This is a genomic window from Lactobacillus sp. WILCCON 0058 (assembly GCF_057198005.1).
In genome coordinates, this window is record NZ_JBUBHM010000001.1 from 196,945 (window position 1) to 213,999 (window position 17,055).

At 52.7% G+C, this 17,055-nt stretch carries 13 protein-coding genes; all 13 read left to right on the forward strand.

What is annotated here, in order from left to right; all coding sequences use genetic code 11:
- Positions 1-26 precede the first annotated feature (26 nt).
- The 13 genes from ACYVUU_RS00965 to ACYVUU_RS01025 all read left to right on the forward strand — a co-directional run bounded on the left by ACYVUU_RS00965 (position 27) and on the right by ACYVUU_RS01025 (position 16,909).
- Positions 27-1,133, forward strand: coding sequence for a YibE/F family protein (locus ACYVUU_RS00965; protein ID WP_484499685.1), 1,107 nt, complete (start codon positions 27-29; stop codon positions 1,131-1,133).
- Positions 1,133-1,927 (forward strand): YibE/F family protein, encoded by a 795-nt coding sequence (locus ACYVUU_RS00970; protein ID WP_439776110.1) that lies wholly within the window; start codon positions 1,133-1,135, stop codon positions 1,925-1,927. The genes ACYVUU_RS00965 and ACYVUU_RS00970 overlap by 1 nt, the downstream gene beginning before the upstream one ends.
- The gene (locus ACYVUU_RS00975; RefSeq protein WP_484499686.1) at positions 1,893-2,759 is read left to right on the forward strand and encodes an alpha/beta hydrolase; all 867 of its coding nucleotides are present in this window, start codon (positions 1,893-1,895) and stop codon (positions 2,757-2,759) included. Before ACYVUU_RS00970 ends, ACYVUU_RS00975 begins: the two co-directional genes overlap by 35 nt.
- Before the next feature lie 151 nt (positions 2,760-2,910).
- Entirely contained in the window at positions 2,911-4,527 is a 1,617-nt protein-coding gene (locus ACYVUU_RS00980) for an alpha-glucosidase (protein WP_484499687.1), read from the forward strand.
- A gap of 151 nt (positions 4,528-4,678) precedes the next feature.
- Complete coding sequence (locus ACYVUU_RS00985) at positions 4,679-5,638, forward strand: LacI family DNA-binding transcriptional regulator (RefSeq protein ID WP_484499688.1); 960 nt, start codon at positions 4,679-4,681, stop codon at positions 5,636-5,638.
- A 118-nt stretch (positions 5,639-5,756) separates the two neighbouring features.
- Positions 5,757-7,412 carry an alpha-glucosidase gene (locus ACYVUU_RS00990; protein ID WP_484499689.1) on the forward strand — a complete coding sequence of 552 codons (1,656 nt, stop codon included), beginning with the start codon at positions 5,757-5,759 and terminating at the stop codon, positions 7,410-7,412.
- Between the two features lie 59 nt (positions 7,413-7,471).
- On the forward strand, positions 7,472-9,175 hold the full coding sequence (locus ACYVUU_RS00995; protein WP_484499690.1) for a glycoside hydrolase family 13 protein: 1,704 nt from the start codon (positions 7,472-7,474) through the stop codon (positions 9,173-9,175).
- 93 nt (positions 9,176-9,268) lie between these two features.
- A complete protein-coding gene (locus ACYVUU_RS01000; protein WP_484499691.1) occupies positions 9,269-11,545 on the forward strand; it encodes a glycoside hydrolase family 65 protein in 2,277 nt (758 codons plus the stop codon).
- Positions 11,530-12,195, forward strand: a complete 666-nt coding sequence (gene pgmB, locus ACYVUU_RS01005) for a beta-phosphoglucomutase (protein ID WP_439776103.1) — start codon at positions 11,530-11,532, stop codon at positions 12,193-12,195. Before ACYVUU_RS01000 ends, pgmB begins: the two co-directional genes overlap by 16 nt.
- A 10-nt stretch (positions 12,196-12,205) precedes the next feature.
- Positions 12,206-13,312 (forward strand): ABC transporter ATP-binding protein, encoded by a 1,107-nt coding sequence (locus ACYVUU_RS01010; protein WP_439776102.1) that lies wholly within the window; start codon positions 12,206-12,208, stop codon positions 13,310-13,312.
- A 107-nt stretch (positions 13,313-13,419) separates the two neighbouring features.
- Positions 13,420-14,637 (forward strand): extracellular solute-binding protein, encoded by a 1,218-nt coding sequence (locus ACYVUU_RS01015; RefSeq protein WP_439776101.1) that lies wholly within the window; start codon positions 13,420-13,422, stop codon positions 14,635-14,637.
- A gap of 53 nt (positions 14,638-14,690) precedes the next feature.
- Entirely contained in the window at positions 14,691-16,049 is a 1,359-nt protein-coding gene (locus tag ACYVUU_RS01020) for a carbohydrate ABC transporter permease (protein WP_439776100.1), read from the forward strand.
- Between the two features lie 2 nt (positions 16,050-16,051).
- Entirely contained in the window at positions 16,052-16,909 is an 858-nt protein-coding gene (locus tag ACYVUU_RS01025; RefSeq protein WP_484499692.1) for a sugar ABC transporter permease, read from the forward strand.
- Positions 16,910-17,055 lie beyond the last annotated feature (146 nt).

Consider the following 17,055-nt stretch of genomic DNA (forward strand, 5'->3'; position numbering starts at 1 on the left):
AAAACAGAAAGGCAAACGCGAAGAGGATGGAAACGAAAAAGCAGCGCTTCTTGGCCGCCCTGGTTCTGCTGGCCGTGGGTCTGGGCCTGGCCGCGCTGACCTATTTTAAGACGACTGGCTACAAGAACCCAGTGGCGGTGATCACGGACACGAAGATCAAGGAACGGCTGCTGAAAAAAGAAACTGATATTTACGGCAACAAGGATGAAGAACGCCGGCAGTACCTCCATGTCCAGGTCTTAACCGGCAAGTACAAGGGGCAGACCTTTGAAACGGTCAATACCTACTATCCTTCCCAGCTGGTCACCCAGAAGTACCGGGCCGGCGAGCGGGTCTTCGTGACTGTAACCGACGGCAGCCTGGCCTTGGTTTCGCCGAAAAGAGACTGGATTCTGGTCATGACCTTGGCCATTACTTTGTCCTTGATGGTGGCCGTGGTCGGCCGGCGGAGCTGGCACTTGATCGTCTCCATGGCCATCAGCTGGATCCTGTTTTACTGCTTGATTCTCTGGGACGTGGCAGTCAACGGGGCCGGGATCATCTGGATGTTCTCTGTGGCTGATATCGTCTTCTCCTTCTTCAGCCTGGCGATCGTGCAGGGGATTAATAAAAAGATGTTGGTCACCTGGCTGGCGACCTTGCTCGGGGTCTTCGTCTCTTTTGCTCTCTGTTACGCCGTTATTAAACTGACCGGGGAGACCTACCTCAACTATGAAATGGGCGACTACGCTACCCAGGACACGCGGGGGATCTTCATGGCCCAGGCCCTGCTGGGGGTACTTGGGGCAGTGATGGACGAGGCAACGGACATTGTTTCCAGCCTGTATGAATTGATCCAGCACAAGCCCGATATCACCGTCAAGGAGCTTTTGGCCAGCGGACGGACGATGGGGCAGGAGATCATGGGACCCTTGATCAACGTCTTGGTTTTGATCTTCATTTCTGAAGCCCTGCCTGAAAGCATCCTGTACTTCCGGGACAACAATACTATCGGGACGACTTTTAACTTCACCATGTCCTTGGGGGCAACGCAGAGCGCGGTTTCAGCGATCGGGATCGTTTTGACCATCGTTTTTGCCAGCCTCTGCAGCCTTCTCTTTTTAAAAAAGCCGGAGAAAGGAGGTAAGCAATAATGAGCAGCCTTGGTGCTTTAATCATTGTTTTGGCCATCTTGATGACCGTCATCGGCGGGGAGACCGGGATCCGCAGCTTCTTCAGCGTATTGATCAACAGCCTCTTGCTGGTCCTGGTGGCCATGCTCATCTCCTGGGGCTTGAGCATCCCCGTTATCACCGCGATCTTCGTGCCCCTCAAGCTGGTCACGATCATCTTCCTGGGCACCCATGACTATACCGTGGCCAAAAATTCCTTCTATGCCTCTTTGATCGTCCTAGGCTTGGTCAGCGTTTTGATCTTAGGCATCCAATATCTGGCGCAAGCCGCCGGTCTGGGGCCGGAAGCCGGGGAAATTCTCTTGGGCCACTCCCAGATGCCGGGGATCAGCTACGGGCAGATCGCCGTTACCGTGGCCATTTTCTCAGCCCTTGGGGCGGTGGCGGAAGCTGCCGTATCGATGAGCTCGGGGATTTTGGAATTGAAGAAGGCCAAGCCGGAGATTACGGAAGAACAGCTGATGAAGAGCGGGGCAGCGATTGGCTACGACGTTTTGGGCACGGCCATGAACACCATCATCTACGGGATGTTTGGCAGTTTTTTGTCCCTCTTTTTATGGTATTACCGCCTGCACTATTCCTTTAGTGAGGTGATTAATGATAAACTTTTTGTAAATGAAGCACTGATTATCATGTATTCTCTGCTCGGTGTGCTGCTGACGGTTCCTTTGGCGACTTTTTTGCTGGCCAAGGGAATGAGCCGGCAAAGTGAGGCAAAAAATGGAAACGAAAAAACTAGAGATCAAGAACTTTAACGGCCGGACCTACCAGCTGCAGACCTATACGGTCAAAAGCAGCCATGCTCCCTTAAACAAGCTCCGCCCCCTGGCTATCGTGGTGCCGGGCGGCTCCTTCACCCACCTGTCAGTCAAGGAAGGTGAGCCGGTGGCTCTGGCCTATGTCAGCCGGGGCTTCAACGCCTGCGTGGTCAGCTACAATCTTTTGCAGGATGAAGGCAAGATCTACCCTGACGCCGGCCTGGACGTCCTCAGCACGGTCAGCTACTACCGCGAACGCGCGGCTGAATACCAGATTGACCCAGACAAGATCATGACCATCGGCTTTTCTGCCGGCGGCCATATCGTCAGCGCGGCCAACTACCTGGCTGACGAAGCTGAATACCAGGAAAAGTATGGCTATAAGGGGGACCAGGTCCGGCCAAATGCCACGATTCTGGGTTATCCTTTGACTGATGTCCACAAGGTGGCCTTTGAAATTGGCGGCCGGGCTGACGGGGCCTTGCCGGATGACCCGAAGTTGATCGACACGGCCTTGGGGGTAACTCCCAAGACGCCGCCGACTTTCATCTTTCAGTCCTGGAATGACCCGATCTGCCTGCCAACCAATGCCATGGCCTACGAGGAAGCCTTGTTCAAAAACAAGGTCAAGTGCGAGGCACACATGTTTGACATCGGCTATCACGGCTACTCCTTGGCCACGCCGGAACTGTCCACGGAAGACATCTTTTGGCAGGGCAATCCCCACACGGCCCGCTGGTTTAAATTGAGCCTGGAGTGGCTGGACCATCTTTTCTCCGGGATCAACTATGACGAAAACAAGGACAAGCTGACCCAGCTTTACCAATAGCACGATAATGTATTTATGAGAGCTGCCCTGGCAGCTCTTTTTCATTTGGTTAGCGGTAACTGCTTGCATCCGCGCCTGTTTTTCCTATACTAAACTTGTAGAAAAATGACAGCGCTTCAGCTGAATTTAGATGAGAGTTTGAGGAAATAAAATGACAACAGAAAAGCAAGAACCATGGTGGAAGCAGGCCGTGATTTACCAGATTTATCCCAAGTCCTTCCAGGACACTAACGGTGACGGGGTCGGCGACTTGCAGGGGATCATCAAGCGGCTGGACTATCTGCAAGGATTGGGCATCGATGCTATCTGGCTCTGCCCGGTCTACAAGTCACCAGGCGTTGACAATGGCTATGACATCGCCGACTACGAAGCGATTGATCCTAAGTACGGAAGCATGGCGGACATGGAGGAATTAATCAGTGAGGCCAAGAAGCGGGGGATCCGGATCGTGATGGACCTGGTGGTCAACCACACTTCTGACCAGCACCCTTGGTTTATTGAAGCCCGGAAAAATCCATCCTCCCCGGAACACGACTACTATGTCTGGGCGGACAAGGCCAATGAGCTCAAGTCGGCTTTTTCCGGCAGCGCCTGGGAATATGACGGCCAGGTCGGCCAGTACTACCTCCACCTTTTTGCCAAAGAGCAGCCGGATTTGAACTGGAAGAACCCGGCCCTGCGGCAGAAGGTCTACGACTTGATGAACTTCTGGATCGACAAGGGGATCGGGGGCTTCCGGATGGACGTAATCGAACTGATCGGCAAGGTGCCAGAAGAAGAGATCACCGCCAACGGCCCTAAGCTGCACGACTACCTGCAGGAGATGCACCGGAAGACTTTTGGCGACCGGGACTTTTTGACGGTCGGGGAAACCTGGGGGGCAACTTTGGCCAACGCTCCCCTTTACAGCGACCCGGACAGAAAAGAGCTGTCCATGGTCTTCCAGTTTGAATTCACGGAACTGGACAAGCAGGCCGGCAAGGAAAAGTGGGACACCAAGCCCCTTAATTACGGCGATTTGAAGAATGTCTTGGCCAAGTGGCAAAAGCTGGACTTCAACCACAGCTGGAACAGCCTCTTTTGGAACAACCACGACCTGCCGCGGATCGTGTCCCGCTTCGGCAATGACCAGCAGTACCGTGAGCGCAGCGCCAAGATGCTGGCACTGCTCCTGCACGGCTTGCGGGGGACACCTTACATTTACCAGGGCGAGGAAATCGGGATGACCAACTGCCCGGTTTCTGCTATCGACGAGGTAGAAGACATCGAAGCTCGGCGGATGTATCAAGAGCGGCTGGCAGAGGGCTGGAAGAAGGAGGACCTGATCAAGGCCATCAATGCTCGCGGCCGGGACAATGCCCGGACCCCAATGCAGTGGGATGATTCAAGCTCGGCCGGCTTTACCAGTGGCCGGCCTTGGCTGGCGGTCAACCCCAACTACCAGAAAATAAACGTTCAAAATGCAGTGAATGATCCTGATTCAATTTATTATTTCTATAAGAAGCTGATTGCCCTCCGCCACCAGGAGCGGATCTTGACCGATGGGTCCTTTGAACTTTTGGACACGGCAGATGGCGTCATGGCCTACCACCGGGAAAACGCCGAAGACAAGTGGCTGCTGGTCTGCAACTTGACTGGCGAGGAGCAGGAAGTCTCCTTGCCGGATAAGGTCAAGGAAGTCCTCCTGGCCAACGTTCCCGTTCCGGAAGACCTGTCCAAGTCTCTGTTACCTCCTTACGCGGCCTTTCTTTGCCGGGTGGAAAAATAAGTCATTTATCTGATTAGTTGAATAGATAATCTAATTTTTTGAAAGCGAATTTTTAAACTTACAAAAAATATACTATTTTGTGTTAGAATCTAGCGTAGGAAGTGAAGAAGGAAAAAGTTAGACTATGAATCCTTGATGGGAGGAAATTTGCTTGAAGAGAACCGCTACTTTAGAAGATGTGGCTCGCAAGGCCCACGTGTCGAAAATGACCGTTTCGCGGGTGATCAACCACCCCGAATTGGTCGCCCCGGAACTGCAGGTGGTCGTTGAAGATGCCATGCACAAGTTGAACTACCACCCCAACAACGCTGCCCGGGCCCTGGCCAAGAACCAGACCAGCGTGGTGAAGTTCGTGATTTTGGAAGACATCGATGAGACTGACCCCTACTTTACCAATGTCTTGTTTGGCATGGCGACGGAATTGAAGAAGAAAAACTATTCTCTCCAGCTGCTCTTGAAGGGGAGCCAGCTGGACCAGGGGGCAGCCGACGGCTACGTGATCACCGGGGCCAGAACCAGTGACTACGGCATGCTCAATGAGCTCAAGCAGCCCTTTGTTTTGTTTGGCGAGAACCGGGGCGGCTACGACTTTGTTGACACCAACAACCTGGCCGGTGAGACCATGGCAACCAAGTACGCCTTGAAGGCTGGCTACCGGAACGTGGTCTTTATCGGCATCGATGTCCGTGAAGCCTTTGAATTTTCCAGAGAAGCCGGCTATGTCAACACCATGCAGCAAAACAAGAAGATTCCCAGTGTCTTCCGGGTGGAAAACAGCTCAGCCGCGGCCCGCGAATTTATCCAGGAACACTTGGGTGAATTTCCCAAGAACACCTGCTTTGCCTGCGCCAGCGACCGGATTGCCATGGGGGTTATCCAGGCCCTGGTAGAGGCAGAAGCCAAGATTCCGGAAGACTTTGGCGTGATCGGCTATGACGGGGTCCTTTTAGACCGGGTGTCATCGCCGACGATCACGACTGTCAAGCAGAACCTGTGGCTGATTGGCGAGAAGCTGGCGGAACTCATTTTAAGAAAAATTTCCCAAAATGGCGCTCCGCAAGGGGAGGTCTTTATCGAACCAAGCTTGAGCGAGGCCGAATCAACCAAATAGTGACTGAAGCATCCTTAGGGATGCTTTTTTCATTGCCTTTTGTTACCGATAACAGACAGGCTATGCTTGTAAGCGCTACAACAAATTTGGTTAAATTTTTACTGGAGGAAAAAGAAACATGACTAAGCAGGATGCATGGCAAAAGAATGCCATTATTTACCAGATTTACCCGAAATCATTTCAAGACAGCAACGGCGACGGCATCGGCGACTTAAACGGCGTCCGCCAGCGGATTCCCTACTTAAAGCAGCTGGGCATCACCGCTGTCTGGCTCAACCCGATCTACCAGTCACCGGGCGTCGACAATGGCTATGACGTCAGCGACTACTACAAGATCGACCCGGTCATGGGGACCATGGCAGACTTTGAAGCGCTGGTCACCGACCTGCACCAGGCCGGGATCAAGCTGATCATGGACTTTGTTTTAAACCACACTTCTGATCAGCATCCATGGTTTAAGGCCGCGGTTAGTGATCCGGCCAGCCCTTACCGGGACTACTACATTTTTGCCGGTAAAGACGGGATCCGGCCAAACAACTGGGGCAGCTTCTTTGGCGGCAGCTGCTGGGCAGCTGACCCGGCCGGAACGGGCCAGTCCTACTTCCACCTTTTTGCCAAGGAAATGCCAGATCTTAACTGGAAGAATCCGGCTGTCCGCGAGGAAATGTTCAAGGCGGCTGAGTTCTGGCTCAAGAAGGGGGTCGACGGCCTGCGCCTGGATGCCTTCATCCACATCGCCAAGGCTGACCTGCGCCAGTCCTACCCAAGTGAGGACGACAAGCCGGTCATCGCGGAAGACTTTTTCGCCAACCGGCCGGAAGTGCAGGAATGGCTGGCTCCTTTCTGTGCTCGCCTGCGGGAAGAATTTCCTAATCTCCTGCTTTTGGGGGAAGCGGCCAGCGCCAGCATCAACCTGGCGGCCGACTACACCGACCCTCAGCGGAATTTGATGGACTCAGTCATTACCTTCCGCTACTTTACGGAAAAAGAAGATTCCGTCAACCCCGACTTCAGCGGCCAATACCAGCCAAAAGAGTTTGACTGGCTGGCCTTCAAGCAAAACCAGACCGTCTGGCAGCAGACTTTGTCGGCCGCGCCAACCTTGTACTGGAGCAACCATGACATGGCCCGCCTGGCGACCCGGATCGCCAAGACTCCGGTTCAGCAGCGGTCTTTGGCCATGGCCATGTACCTGGAGCGGGGGATCCCGGTGATTTACTACGGAGAAGAATTAGGCCTGCACAACCTGGAATTTGACAATGTAGAGCAGTTTGCTGATGAAACGGTGGCTGACTTTGTCAAGGAAGCTGGCGAAGCCGGAGTCGATGAAAAAGCGGCTCTGGAAATGGCCAGCCAGACCCATAAATTGCCGGCCCGGGGACCAATGCCTTGGGACGACAGCCAGTATGGCGGCTTTAGCACTGCCAAGCCTTGGCTGACTGGCAGAAGCCGGGACAAGGTCAGCGTGGCCAGCGAAGATGCTGACCCATCCAGCATGCTCAACTTCTACCGGCAGCTGCTGAAATTGAAGCAAACGCCTTTGTTTACCAAGGGCAGCTACTACCTGCTGGATACCAAAGCAGACCTCCTGGTCTACCAGCGGGATTTAGGGGATGACCGGGCTTTAGTGGTCGTTTCCCTCAGCGCCAAGAAGGAGCACTTGACCCTGCCAGAAGAGATGACTTCCGTCTTGACGGCTGGCAGCATCAACCTGCAAGGCAAGGAACTGACCTTGATGCCTTTTGCCGGGGCAGTTTTGCAAAAGAAAAAATAAGCAATAAAGCAAGAAGCAAATAACAAACGTGATGATGATTTTTTAGCGAGGAAACAAAAATGCAAACAGCAGCAGTTAGACACAGACCTGAAAGCGAAGATTGCTACCTGGTGACGACGGAGACCATGAAGCTGCGCCTGCACACGGGCCGCGACGTCAAGGCAGTCTACGTCCACTATTGTGACGTTCACGAACCCTTGACCAACTTGAAGAAGCAGGCCATGGACCTGGCCGGACGCGGCCAAGTAAACGACTACTGGGAAACGGAAGTGACTTTGCCTTTGCACCGGGCCCAGTATGTCTTTGAAATTCACGGCGAAGATGGCGAGGAATGGGTTTACGGCGACCGTGGCTTTAGAAAGAACGAAAAGGAAAGCTACGAGGACCCGAACAACTACTTCAAGCTCCCTTACTTCCATGCAGTCGACATGACCAAGAGCCCGGACTGGGTCAAGGAGACAGTTTGGTACCAGATCTTCCCGGAACGCTTTGCCAACGGGGACAAGAGCAATGACCCAGAGGGCGTCAAGGCTTGGAATCCAAGCGACCACCCAGGCCGGGAAGACTACTACGGCGGTGACCTGCAAGGGGTGCTGGACCACTTGGACTACTTGCAAGAATTGGGGATCAACGGCCTGTACTTCTGCCCGATCTTCAAGGCCAGCTCCAACCACAAGTACGACACGATTGACTACCTGGAAATCGACCCGGACTTTGGGGACAAGCAGCTTTTTGCCCGCTTGGTCAACGAAGCCCACGCCCGGGGGATGAAGGTCATGCTGGATGCGGTCTTTAACCACATGGGCGACTCCTCCATGCAGTGGCAGGATGTTGTCAAAAATGGGCCGGAATCCCGCTTTGCCAGCTGGTTCCACATCAACCGTTTCCCGGTTGAACCATATGACCCGGCCGACCCAAGCTATGAGACTTTTGCCTTTGAAAAGCATATGCCGAAATTGAACACCGCCAACCCGGAAGTCGTGGACTACCTTTTGACGATCGCGACCTACTGGGTCAAGGAATTCGACATCGATGCCTGGCGGCTTGACGTGGCTGACGAAGTTGACCACCAATTCTGGAAGAAGTTCAAGGCAGCTGTTACGGCCATCAAGCCTGACTTCTACGTCCTGGGCGAATCCTGGCACTCCAGCCAATCCTGGCTGAATGGGGATGAATTCTCCGGTACCATGAACTACCCATTCACTGGCCAGATTGCCGACCACTTCCTCAAGGGGACGCAAGATGCCAAGACCATGACTGAACTCTTGACTGACCAGCTCTTCCTCTACAGAGAGCAGAGCAACTCAGCCATGCTGAACGTTTTGGACTCACACGACACTGCCCGGATCAAGACGGTGGCCGGTGAAGATGAAGACAAGGCCCTGCAGGCTTTGGCCTTCACCTTCATTCAAACCGGTTCTCCATGCATCTACTACGGGACGGAAATGGGCATGAGCGGGGACAATGACCCTGACTGCCGCAAGCCAATGGACTGGAGCCAAAAGGGCAGTCCGGTCTGGCAGGCAGTTCAGGCGATCATCGCCTTCCGCCGCCAGCACTGGGAAAGCCTGAGCAAGGGGCAGACCTGGCTGGAAGTTGCCGAAAACGGTTTAATTCACGTCAAGCGGACCGGCAAGGAAACTATCGAAGGCTGGTTCAACACGACCGGCCAAGCTGTCAGCCTAAGCGCGAAAGCCGCTTTGAGCCGGGGCTTGGAAGCTGGCCAGCTGGCTGACAAGGGCTATGTTCTGAGTGTGAAATAGAAGCTGTTAACGGTAACATAAAAATAAAGCTTGTTAGCGTTTGCATATTAGCTGATAATGATTACAGAATGATTTGAGCGAGGAAGAACAGCGATGAAAAGAATTTTTGAAATTGATCCCTGGAAATTGACCAGTCATACCTTTTCAAAAGAAGACAAGCGCCTTCAGGAAAGCATGACTTCAATCGGCAACGAATACATGGGTCTGCGCGGCAACTTTGAAGAAGGCTACAGCGGCGACAGTTTGAAGGGTACCTACTACGCCGGTGTCTGGTTCCCGGACAAGACCCGGGTCGGCTGGTGGAAGAACGGTTACCCGGACTACTTCGGCAAGACCTTGAACGCCCCAAGCTTCATTGACCTGCCGGTGACCATCAACGGTCACAAGCTGGACCTGGCAACTGATGAAATCAGTGATTTCAGTCTTAGCCTGGACATGCACCAAGGCCTGCTTACCAGAAGTTTTATTTATGAAGGCAAGGACTGCCGGGTTCAATTTACTTTCACCCGCTTCCTTAGCTCCGTCATCAAGGAAGCTGCTTTGATCAAGGTCAAGGCCACTGTCCTCAGCGGTGAAGCTGACCTGCAAATTGCCAGCCGCTTGAACGGGAACGTGGTCAACGAAGACAGCAACTACGAAGAAGGCTTCTGGGATGCCTTAAGCGAAGATGCTGACGGCCGCAGCATCCAGCTGCGGACCAAGCCAAACAACTTCGGCACCCCACAATTCACGGTTCTCTTGAAGGAAGTTACCCGGGAAGACGGTCAAATCCTTTCCGGCGACGTGACTACCGCCAGCGGCGAAGTCAGCGAGCACTTCGCCAAGACTTTGGCGGCCGGCCAAAGCTGGGAACTGGAAAAGGACGTCATCGTCATCACCAGCCGGGACGTGGCTGATGAAGAACAAGCAGCCAAGGCCGATGAACTGATGGCCAAATTGACCAGCAAGACTTTTGACCAGAACCTGGCCGACCATGAAGCTGTCTGGGAAAAGCGCTGGGCAAGCTGCGACGTGACGATTGAAGGTGATCCGGCTGCTCAGCAGGGGATCCGCTTCAACATCCTCCAGCTCTTCATGACCTACTACGGCCAAGACCCACGCCTTAACATCGGGCCGAAGGGCTTTACCGGTGAAAAGTACGGCGGTGCCACTTACTGGGACACTGAAGCCTTCATCGTGCCGATGTACCTGGCCGTTGCGCCTAAGGAAGTTACCAAGTCCCTCTTGGAATACCGGCATGAACAATTGCCAGGTGCCTTCCACAACGCCCGCCAGCAAGGCCTCAAGGGTGCCCTCTTCCCAATGGTTACCTTCAACGGGATTGAATGCCACAACGAATGGGAAATCACTTTTGAAGAAATCCACCGGAACGCGGACATTCCATTCGCTATTTACCAATACACCCGTTACACGGGTGATGACTCCTACGTCAAGGACGAAGGCATGGACGTCTTGGTTTCAACTGCCCGCTTCTGGGCTGACCGGGTCCACTTCTCCAAGCGCAAGGGCCAATACATGATCCACGGGGTAACCGGCCCGAACGAATACGAAAACAACGTCAACAACAACTGGTTCACCAATACCATGGCCAAGTGGCTTCTGGGCTACACGATCGAGCGCTGGCCATTGGCAACGGAAGCAGCCAAGAAGCGCCTGCAGGTAACTGACGAGGAACTGGCCAAGTGGCAAGACATTGTCGACCGGATGTACCTGCCAGAAGACAAGGAACTGGGCATCTTCGTCCAACATGACACTTACCTGGACAAGGACCTCAGAAGCAAGGACACCATCCCGGCTGACCAACTGCCGCTGAACCAGCACTGGTCCTGGGACAAGATCCTGCGGTCCCCATTCATCAAGCAAGCCGACGTTTTGCAAGGGATCTACTTCTTGAATGACCACTACACCAAGGAAGAGAAGGAAAGAAACTACGACTTCTACGAACCGATGACGGTTCACGAAAGTTCCCTGAGTCCGTCAATTCACGCCATTCTGGCTGCTGAACTGGGCAAGCAGGACAAGGCGGTTGAATTCTATGAACGGACTGCCCGCCTGGACCTGGACAACTACAACAACGACACGGTTGACGGCTTGCACATCACTTCCATGAGCGGGAGCTGGCTGGCCATCGTGCAAGGCTTTGCCGGCATGCGCTACAACGAAGACGGCATCAGCTTTGCCCCATTCCTGCCAAAGAAGTGGTCCAGCTACAGCTTCAAGATCAACTACCGCGGCCGCATCTTGGCTTTGGCAGTTGAAAAGGACAAGGAAGTCAAGCTGACCCTTCTGTCTGGTGAAGACTTGCCAGTCAAGGTTTGGGACCAGGAAGTAACTTTGAAAGAAGGACAAAGCCAATGCTTAAAGGATTAATTTTTGACCTGGACGGGGTCATCACTGACACGGCCGTCTACCACCTCAAGGCTTGGCAAGACCTGGCCCGCGGCATCGGGATTGAACTGCCGGAAGAATTCGGCGACAAGCTGCGCGGCTTGTCCAGAATGGATTCTTTGGAAATCATCCTGGAATACGGGCACAAGGAAAACGACTACAGCCAGGAAGAAAAAGAAGCCCTGGCGGCCAAGAAGAACGAGGCTTACGTGAACGCGGTCAAGGACATGACCCGGGCCGACATCTTGCCAAAGATGGACGACCTGCTCAAGCAGGCCAAGGCTCAAGGCTTAAAGATGGGCCTGGCCTCAGCTTCCAAGAACGCTCCTTTGATTTTGAAGCAGCTGGATTTGGAAGACATGTTTGACGCCCGGGTTGACCCGGCCACCCTCAAGCACGGCAAGCCGGATCCGGAAATCTACATCCGGGCCCAGGAACTGCTTGGTTTGGAGAAGAATGAAGTAATTTCTTTCGAAGACGCGCCAGCAGGCGTAGCGGCCATCAAGGCGGCCGGCCAGTTCGCGGTCGGGATTGGCGATCCGATCGTTTTGAAAGGGGCCGACTACATCGTTGGTTCAACCAGCGCCTTGGATTTGACCGAGATTGAGAAAGTTTTTGAAGCAGGGAATTAGGTAAGGAAAAATGGTAAAAATCAACTTAAATCACATCTACAAGAAGTATCCAAACGCTGACGACTACTCAGTGTCAGACTTCGACCTGCACATTGGCGATCACGAATTTATCGTCTTTGTCGGCCCGTCTGGCTGTGGTAAGTCAACGACCTTACGGATGGTTGCCGGCTTGGAAGACATCACTGAAGGGACTTTGGAAATCGGTGGCAAGGTCATGAACGACGTGGCTCCCCGCGACCGCCACATCGCCATGGTTTTCCAGAACTACGCCCTTTATCCGCACATGACGGTTTACGACAACATGGCCTTCAGCTTGAAGCTGCGCCACTATGACAAGAATGAAATCGACAAGCGGGTCAAGAATGCCGCTGAAGTCCTGGGCCTGGCCCACCTTTTGGAACGGCGCCCAGCCGACCTGTCCGGTGGGCAAAGACAGCGGGTTGCCTTGGGTAGAGCGATCGTGCGTGACGCCCCGATCTTCCTGATGGACGAGCCTCTGTCCAACCTTGACGCCAAGCTCCGTGTCTCCATGCGGGCGGAAATCGCCAAGCTGCACCAGAACTTGAAGACGACCACCATCTACGTTACCCACGACCAGACCGAAGCCATGACCTTGGCTGACCGGATCGTTGTCATGAACGCCGGCCGGATCCAGCAGATCGGCACGCCAAAGGAAGTCTACAACAAGCCAGCCAACCAGTTCGTTGCCGGCTTCATCGGGTCACCGCAGATGAACTTCTTCAACGTGACCTACAAGGACGGCTACATTGACGATGGTCAAGGCATCAAGCTTAAGGTGCCGGAAGGCCGGGCCAAGACGCTGGACGCCAAGGGCTACAACGGCAAGCCGGTCGTAATGGGCCTGCGGCCAGAAGACATCCACATGGAAGAAGCCTTCCTGGAAACCTGGCCGGAAGCGGTCGTTTCCGCCAAGGTTGTCGTTTCCGAATTGCTGGGTGCAACCAGCCAGCTGTACATGAACGTTGACAAGACCGAATTCGTCGGCGTTGTCAACGCCCGTGACTTCCATAAGCCAGGCGACAGCGTCAAGGCGGGCTTCAACTTGAACAACGCCCACTTCTTTGACAAGGAAACGCAAGTAACGATTACCGATTAATTCCATCAAATATCGGACGCTTAAGAATAATTAATTCAGCTAATCAACTTGCAGCTCGAGCTGCAAGATGATGAAAAAATAAACAATTGTTTGTTTAGGAGGAAAAAATGAGTTTCTTTAAGAAGGCTGCTTTGAGCAGCGCGGCAGTATTGGCTGCCTTGAGTTTGTCAGCATGCTCCAAGAGCAGCAACAGCAGTTCATCAACTGCCGACAAGAAGGCATCACTTACCTTGTGGGTAGACACTGAACAAGTATCATACTACAAGGACATTGTTAAGGACTTCCACAAGAAGTATCCAAACATTACTGTTAAGGTTACCCAAAGTCCTAACGGTTCAGCTAACGCCAAGACTGACGTTGGCAAGGACGCTTCCAAAGCAGCCGACGTCTTTGAAGTTCCAAACGACCAATTAGGCCAAATGGCAAACGCAGGTTACATCAACCCGCTGTCACCAAGTGACACTGCCAACATCAAGAAGAACTATGTCACCCAGGCATACAAGGGCGTTACCTGGAAGGGCAAGGTTTACGCTTACCCATACGCTCAACAAGCCGACACGATCTACTACAACAAGTCCAAGCTGTCAGCCAGCGATGTTAAGGACTGGGACACTTTGACTTCCAAGGGCGTTCTGGCAACTGACTTCACCAACGCTTACACCATGTGGCCAATCTTCTTCTCAGCTGGCACTACCCTGTACGGGGAAAACGGTGAAAGCTTGAAGGGGTCAACCTTCAACAGCCAAAACGGTGTCAACGCTTTGACCTGGATTGCCAAGCAAAAGAGCAACAAGGGTGTAATGCAGACTTCAAACGCTTTGAACCAGCTGAAGAAGGGCAATGCTGACGCCATCATGGACGGTCCATGGAACGCTGCCAACATCAAGAAGATCTTGGGCAAGAACTTTGCTGTTGCCAAGTACCCAACTGTAACTGTTGGCGGCAAGAAGAAGCAATTGGAAGCCTTCTTGGGTATCGAAGGGTTCGCGGTTAACTCCCACACTTCAAATGCCAAGGCCGCTTCACAACTGGCTGCTTACATCACCAACAAGAAGTCACAATTGATCGCCCACGAAAAGGCTGGTCAAATCCCAGTTTTGAAGAGCGCTGTTAACTCAAGTGCCGTACAAAACGACCCAGTTGCCAAGTCAGTTATCGAAATGGCGCAACCAGGCAACTCAGTTCTGCAGCCAAAGCTGCCACAAATGGCAACCTTCTGGGACGGTGCAGCTCCTCTGATCAGCGGTACTTACGACGGCAAGATCAAGGCCAGCCAATACAAGGCTCAACTTGCCAAGTTCTCAAAGAAGATTTCTCAAAAGTAATTTAATTAAGCAGCAACAACTTTAATTAAGCTTGAGAAGGAGAGTAATGAAAAATGTTTAAAAGAAAAGGACATGTTCCTCCGGCAGCCAGCTACAAAGAAGTCTGGTCCAAGGGGGACGCGGCTGACAAGCTGTCCTTCTTCTTCATGGGCGCCAGCGCCCTGAAGAATAAGCAGTGGGCCAAGGGCCTCAGCCTGCTGATCAGTGAAATTGTTTTCCTGGTCTGGTTCATCTTTAGCGGGGCCAGTGCCCTCAGCATGCTGAGCAACCTTGGGGAAAACAAGACCAAGAGAGTCGTCTTTGACCAAGCTCAAGGCGTTTACGTGACTAAACAGCCAGATAATTCAGTCCTGATCCTCCTCTTCGGGATTATGGCTCTCTTCTTGGTCATCGGTTTCATCTGCCTCTACATTACCAACTTGCGCTCAACCCGGGCCAACTACATCAAGAAGCGTGATGGCAAGCACATTGCCACCAACAAGGAAGAACTGGCCAGCCTGCTGGACTCCCGCCTGCACGCGACCTTAATGTTCGTACCTTTGCTGGGGATTATCCTCTTCACTGTTTTGCCAACTGTCTTCATGATTTCCATGGCCTTTACCAACTACGACCGCCAACACCCGATCGGCTTCTCCTGGACTGGTTTCCAAGCCTTCGGCAATGTTTTGAGCGGGGACCTGGCCGGGACCTTCTTCCCTGTCCTGGGCTGGACCTTGATCTGGGCCGTAGCTGCCACGGCAACCACTTTCTTAGGTGGGGTGCTCCTGGCCCTCTTGATTGAATCCAAGGGGATCAAGCACCGGAAAGTATGGCGGACGATCTTCATCATTGCTTACGCTGTACCGCAATTCGTTTCCTTGCTGTTGATCGCGCAATTCCTGGACGCGCAGGGGCCTTTGAACACCCTGCTGCAGAACTGGGGCTGGATTTCAGGACCGATTCACTTCATCGACAATGAAGCTGCCCCTTGGGTAGCCCGGCTGACGGTCATCATCGTCAACATGTGGATTGGTATTCCGGTTTCAATGCTGGTTTCCATGGCAATTATCCAAAACCTGCCACAAGACCAGATTGAAGCAGCGAGAATCGACGGGGCTAACTCCTTCCAGATTTTCCACAACATTACCTTCCCGCAGATCCTCTTTGTCATGGGTCCGTCCTTGATTCAGCAGTTCATCGGCAACATCAACAACTTCAACGTTATCTTCCTGTTGACTGGTGGTAAGCCAATGAACAACAACTACAACGGTGCCGGCTCAACCGACCTTCTGGTCAACTGGCTCTACAACTTGACCTTCGGTCAGCAGCAGCGCTACAACGCCTCAGCCGTTCTGGGCATCTTGATCTTCATCTTGAGTGCGACGATTTCCTTGATCGCTTACCGTCACACCACCGCGTTTAAGGAGGGATAAAATTGAAGTCTTACTCTAACCAGAGAAAAGTATCCCTTTTCTTCAGATATTTATTGCTGACGATTTTGGCAATCTTATGGCTGATCCCCATTCTTTGGATCGTTTTGGCCAGCTTCTCATACAATGACACTGGCTTTATCTCAACCTTCTTCCCTGAAAAATGGACTTTGCAGAACTACATCGGGATCTTTACCAACTCCCAGTTCCCGTACCTGCACTGGATTATCAACACTTTGATCGTAGCGATTATTTCCGCTACTCTGTCAACCTTTATCCAAATCTCAGTTGCTTACGTTCTGTCCCGCTTACGCTTTAAATTCCGCAAGCCATTCCTGCAGATTGCCCTGGTTTTGGGCATGTTCCCTGGCTTCATGTCCATGATCGCCCTTTACTACATCTTGAAGGGGCTGAACATGCTGAACCTGGGCGGCTTGATCATGGTTTACGTCGGTGGTGCCGGCCTTGGCTTCTACGTTGCCAAGGGTTTCTTCGACACTATCCCGCGGTCACTGGATGAAGCAGCTGAACTGGATGGTGCAACCAAATGGCAGGTCTTCACTAAGATCGGCCTGCCGCTCTCCAAGCCAATGATCGTCTACACAGCTTTAACGACTTTCATGGCACCATGGGTAGACTTCATCTTCTCCGGGATCATCCTCTCTACTTCAGGTGACCCAAAGACCTACACGATCGCGTACGGTCTGTACAACATGCTTTCTTCTTCAAAGGGGAGCGCGACGACCTACTTCGCCCAATTCGTGGCTGGCTGTGTCATCATTGCTATCCCAATCACGATCCTCTTCATCATCATGCAGAAGTTCTACGTCAGTGGGATTACTGCAGGTGCTGACAAGGGTTAACACACAAATCCAAACAACATTTCATTCAATCCTTGCCTTCTCAGCGAAAAGAATCTGAGAATATCTCGGATTCGATTAAAGAAAAACAGTGGAAGCTTCATAGCGAAGCTTTCCACTGTTTTTTTGTCTAAAATTGTCTAAAAACT

Bases quoted from the DNA above. Each gene is read 5' to 3' on its own strand.
- ACYVUU_RS01010 (WP_439776102.1), top strand. From the start codon at position 12,206: ATGGTAAAAATCAACTTAAATCACATCTACAAGAAGTATCCAAACGCT.
- ACYVUU_RS00970 (WP_439776110.1), top strand. From the start codon at position 1,133: ATGAGCAGCCTTGGTGCTTTAATCATTGTTTTGGCCATCTTGATGACC.
- ACYVUU_RS00975 (WP_484499686.1), top strand. From the start codon at position 1,893: ATGGAAACGAAAAAACTAGAGATCAAGAACTTTAACGGCCGGACCTAC.
- ACYVUU_RS00995 (WP_484499690.1), top strand. From the start codon at position 7,472: ATGCAAACAGCAGCAGTTAGACACAGACCTGAAAGCGAAGATTGCTAC.
- ACYVUU_RS00980 (WP_484499687.1), top strand. From the start codon at position 2,911: ATGACAACAGAAAAGCAAGAACCATGGTGGAAGCAGGCCGTGATTTAC.
- ACYVUU_RS00965 (WP_484499685.1), top strand. From the start codon at position 27: ATGGAAACGAAAAAGCAGCGCTTCTTGGCCGCCCTGGTTCTGCTGGCC.
- ACYVUU_RS01015 (WP_439776101.1), top strand. From the start codon at position 13,420: ATGAGTTTCTTTAAGAAGGCTGCTTTGAGCAGCGCGGCAGTATTGGCT.
- ACYVUU_RS00990 (WP_484499689.1), top strand. From the start codon at position 5,757: ATGACTAAGCAGGATGCATGGCAAAAGAATGCCATTATTTACCAGATT.
- pgmB (WP_439776103.1), top strand. From the start codon at position 11,530: ATGCTTAAAGGATTAATTTTTGACCTGGACGGGGTCATCACTGACACG.
- ACYVUU_RS01020 (WP_439776100.1), top strand. From the start codon at position 14,691: ATGTTTAAAAGAAAAGGACATGTTCCTCCGGCAGCCAGCTACAAAGAA.
- ACYVUU_RS01000 (WP_484499691.1), top strand. From the start codon at position 9,269: ATGAAAAGAATTTTTGAAATTGATCCCTGGAAATTGACCAGTCATACC.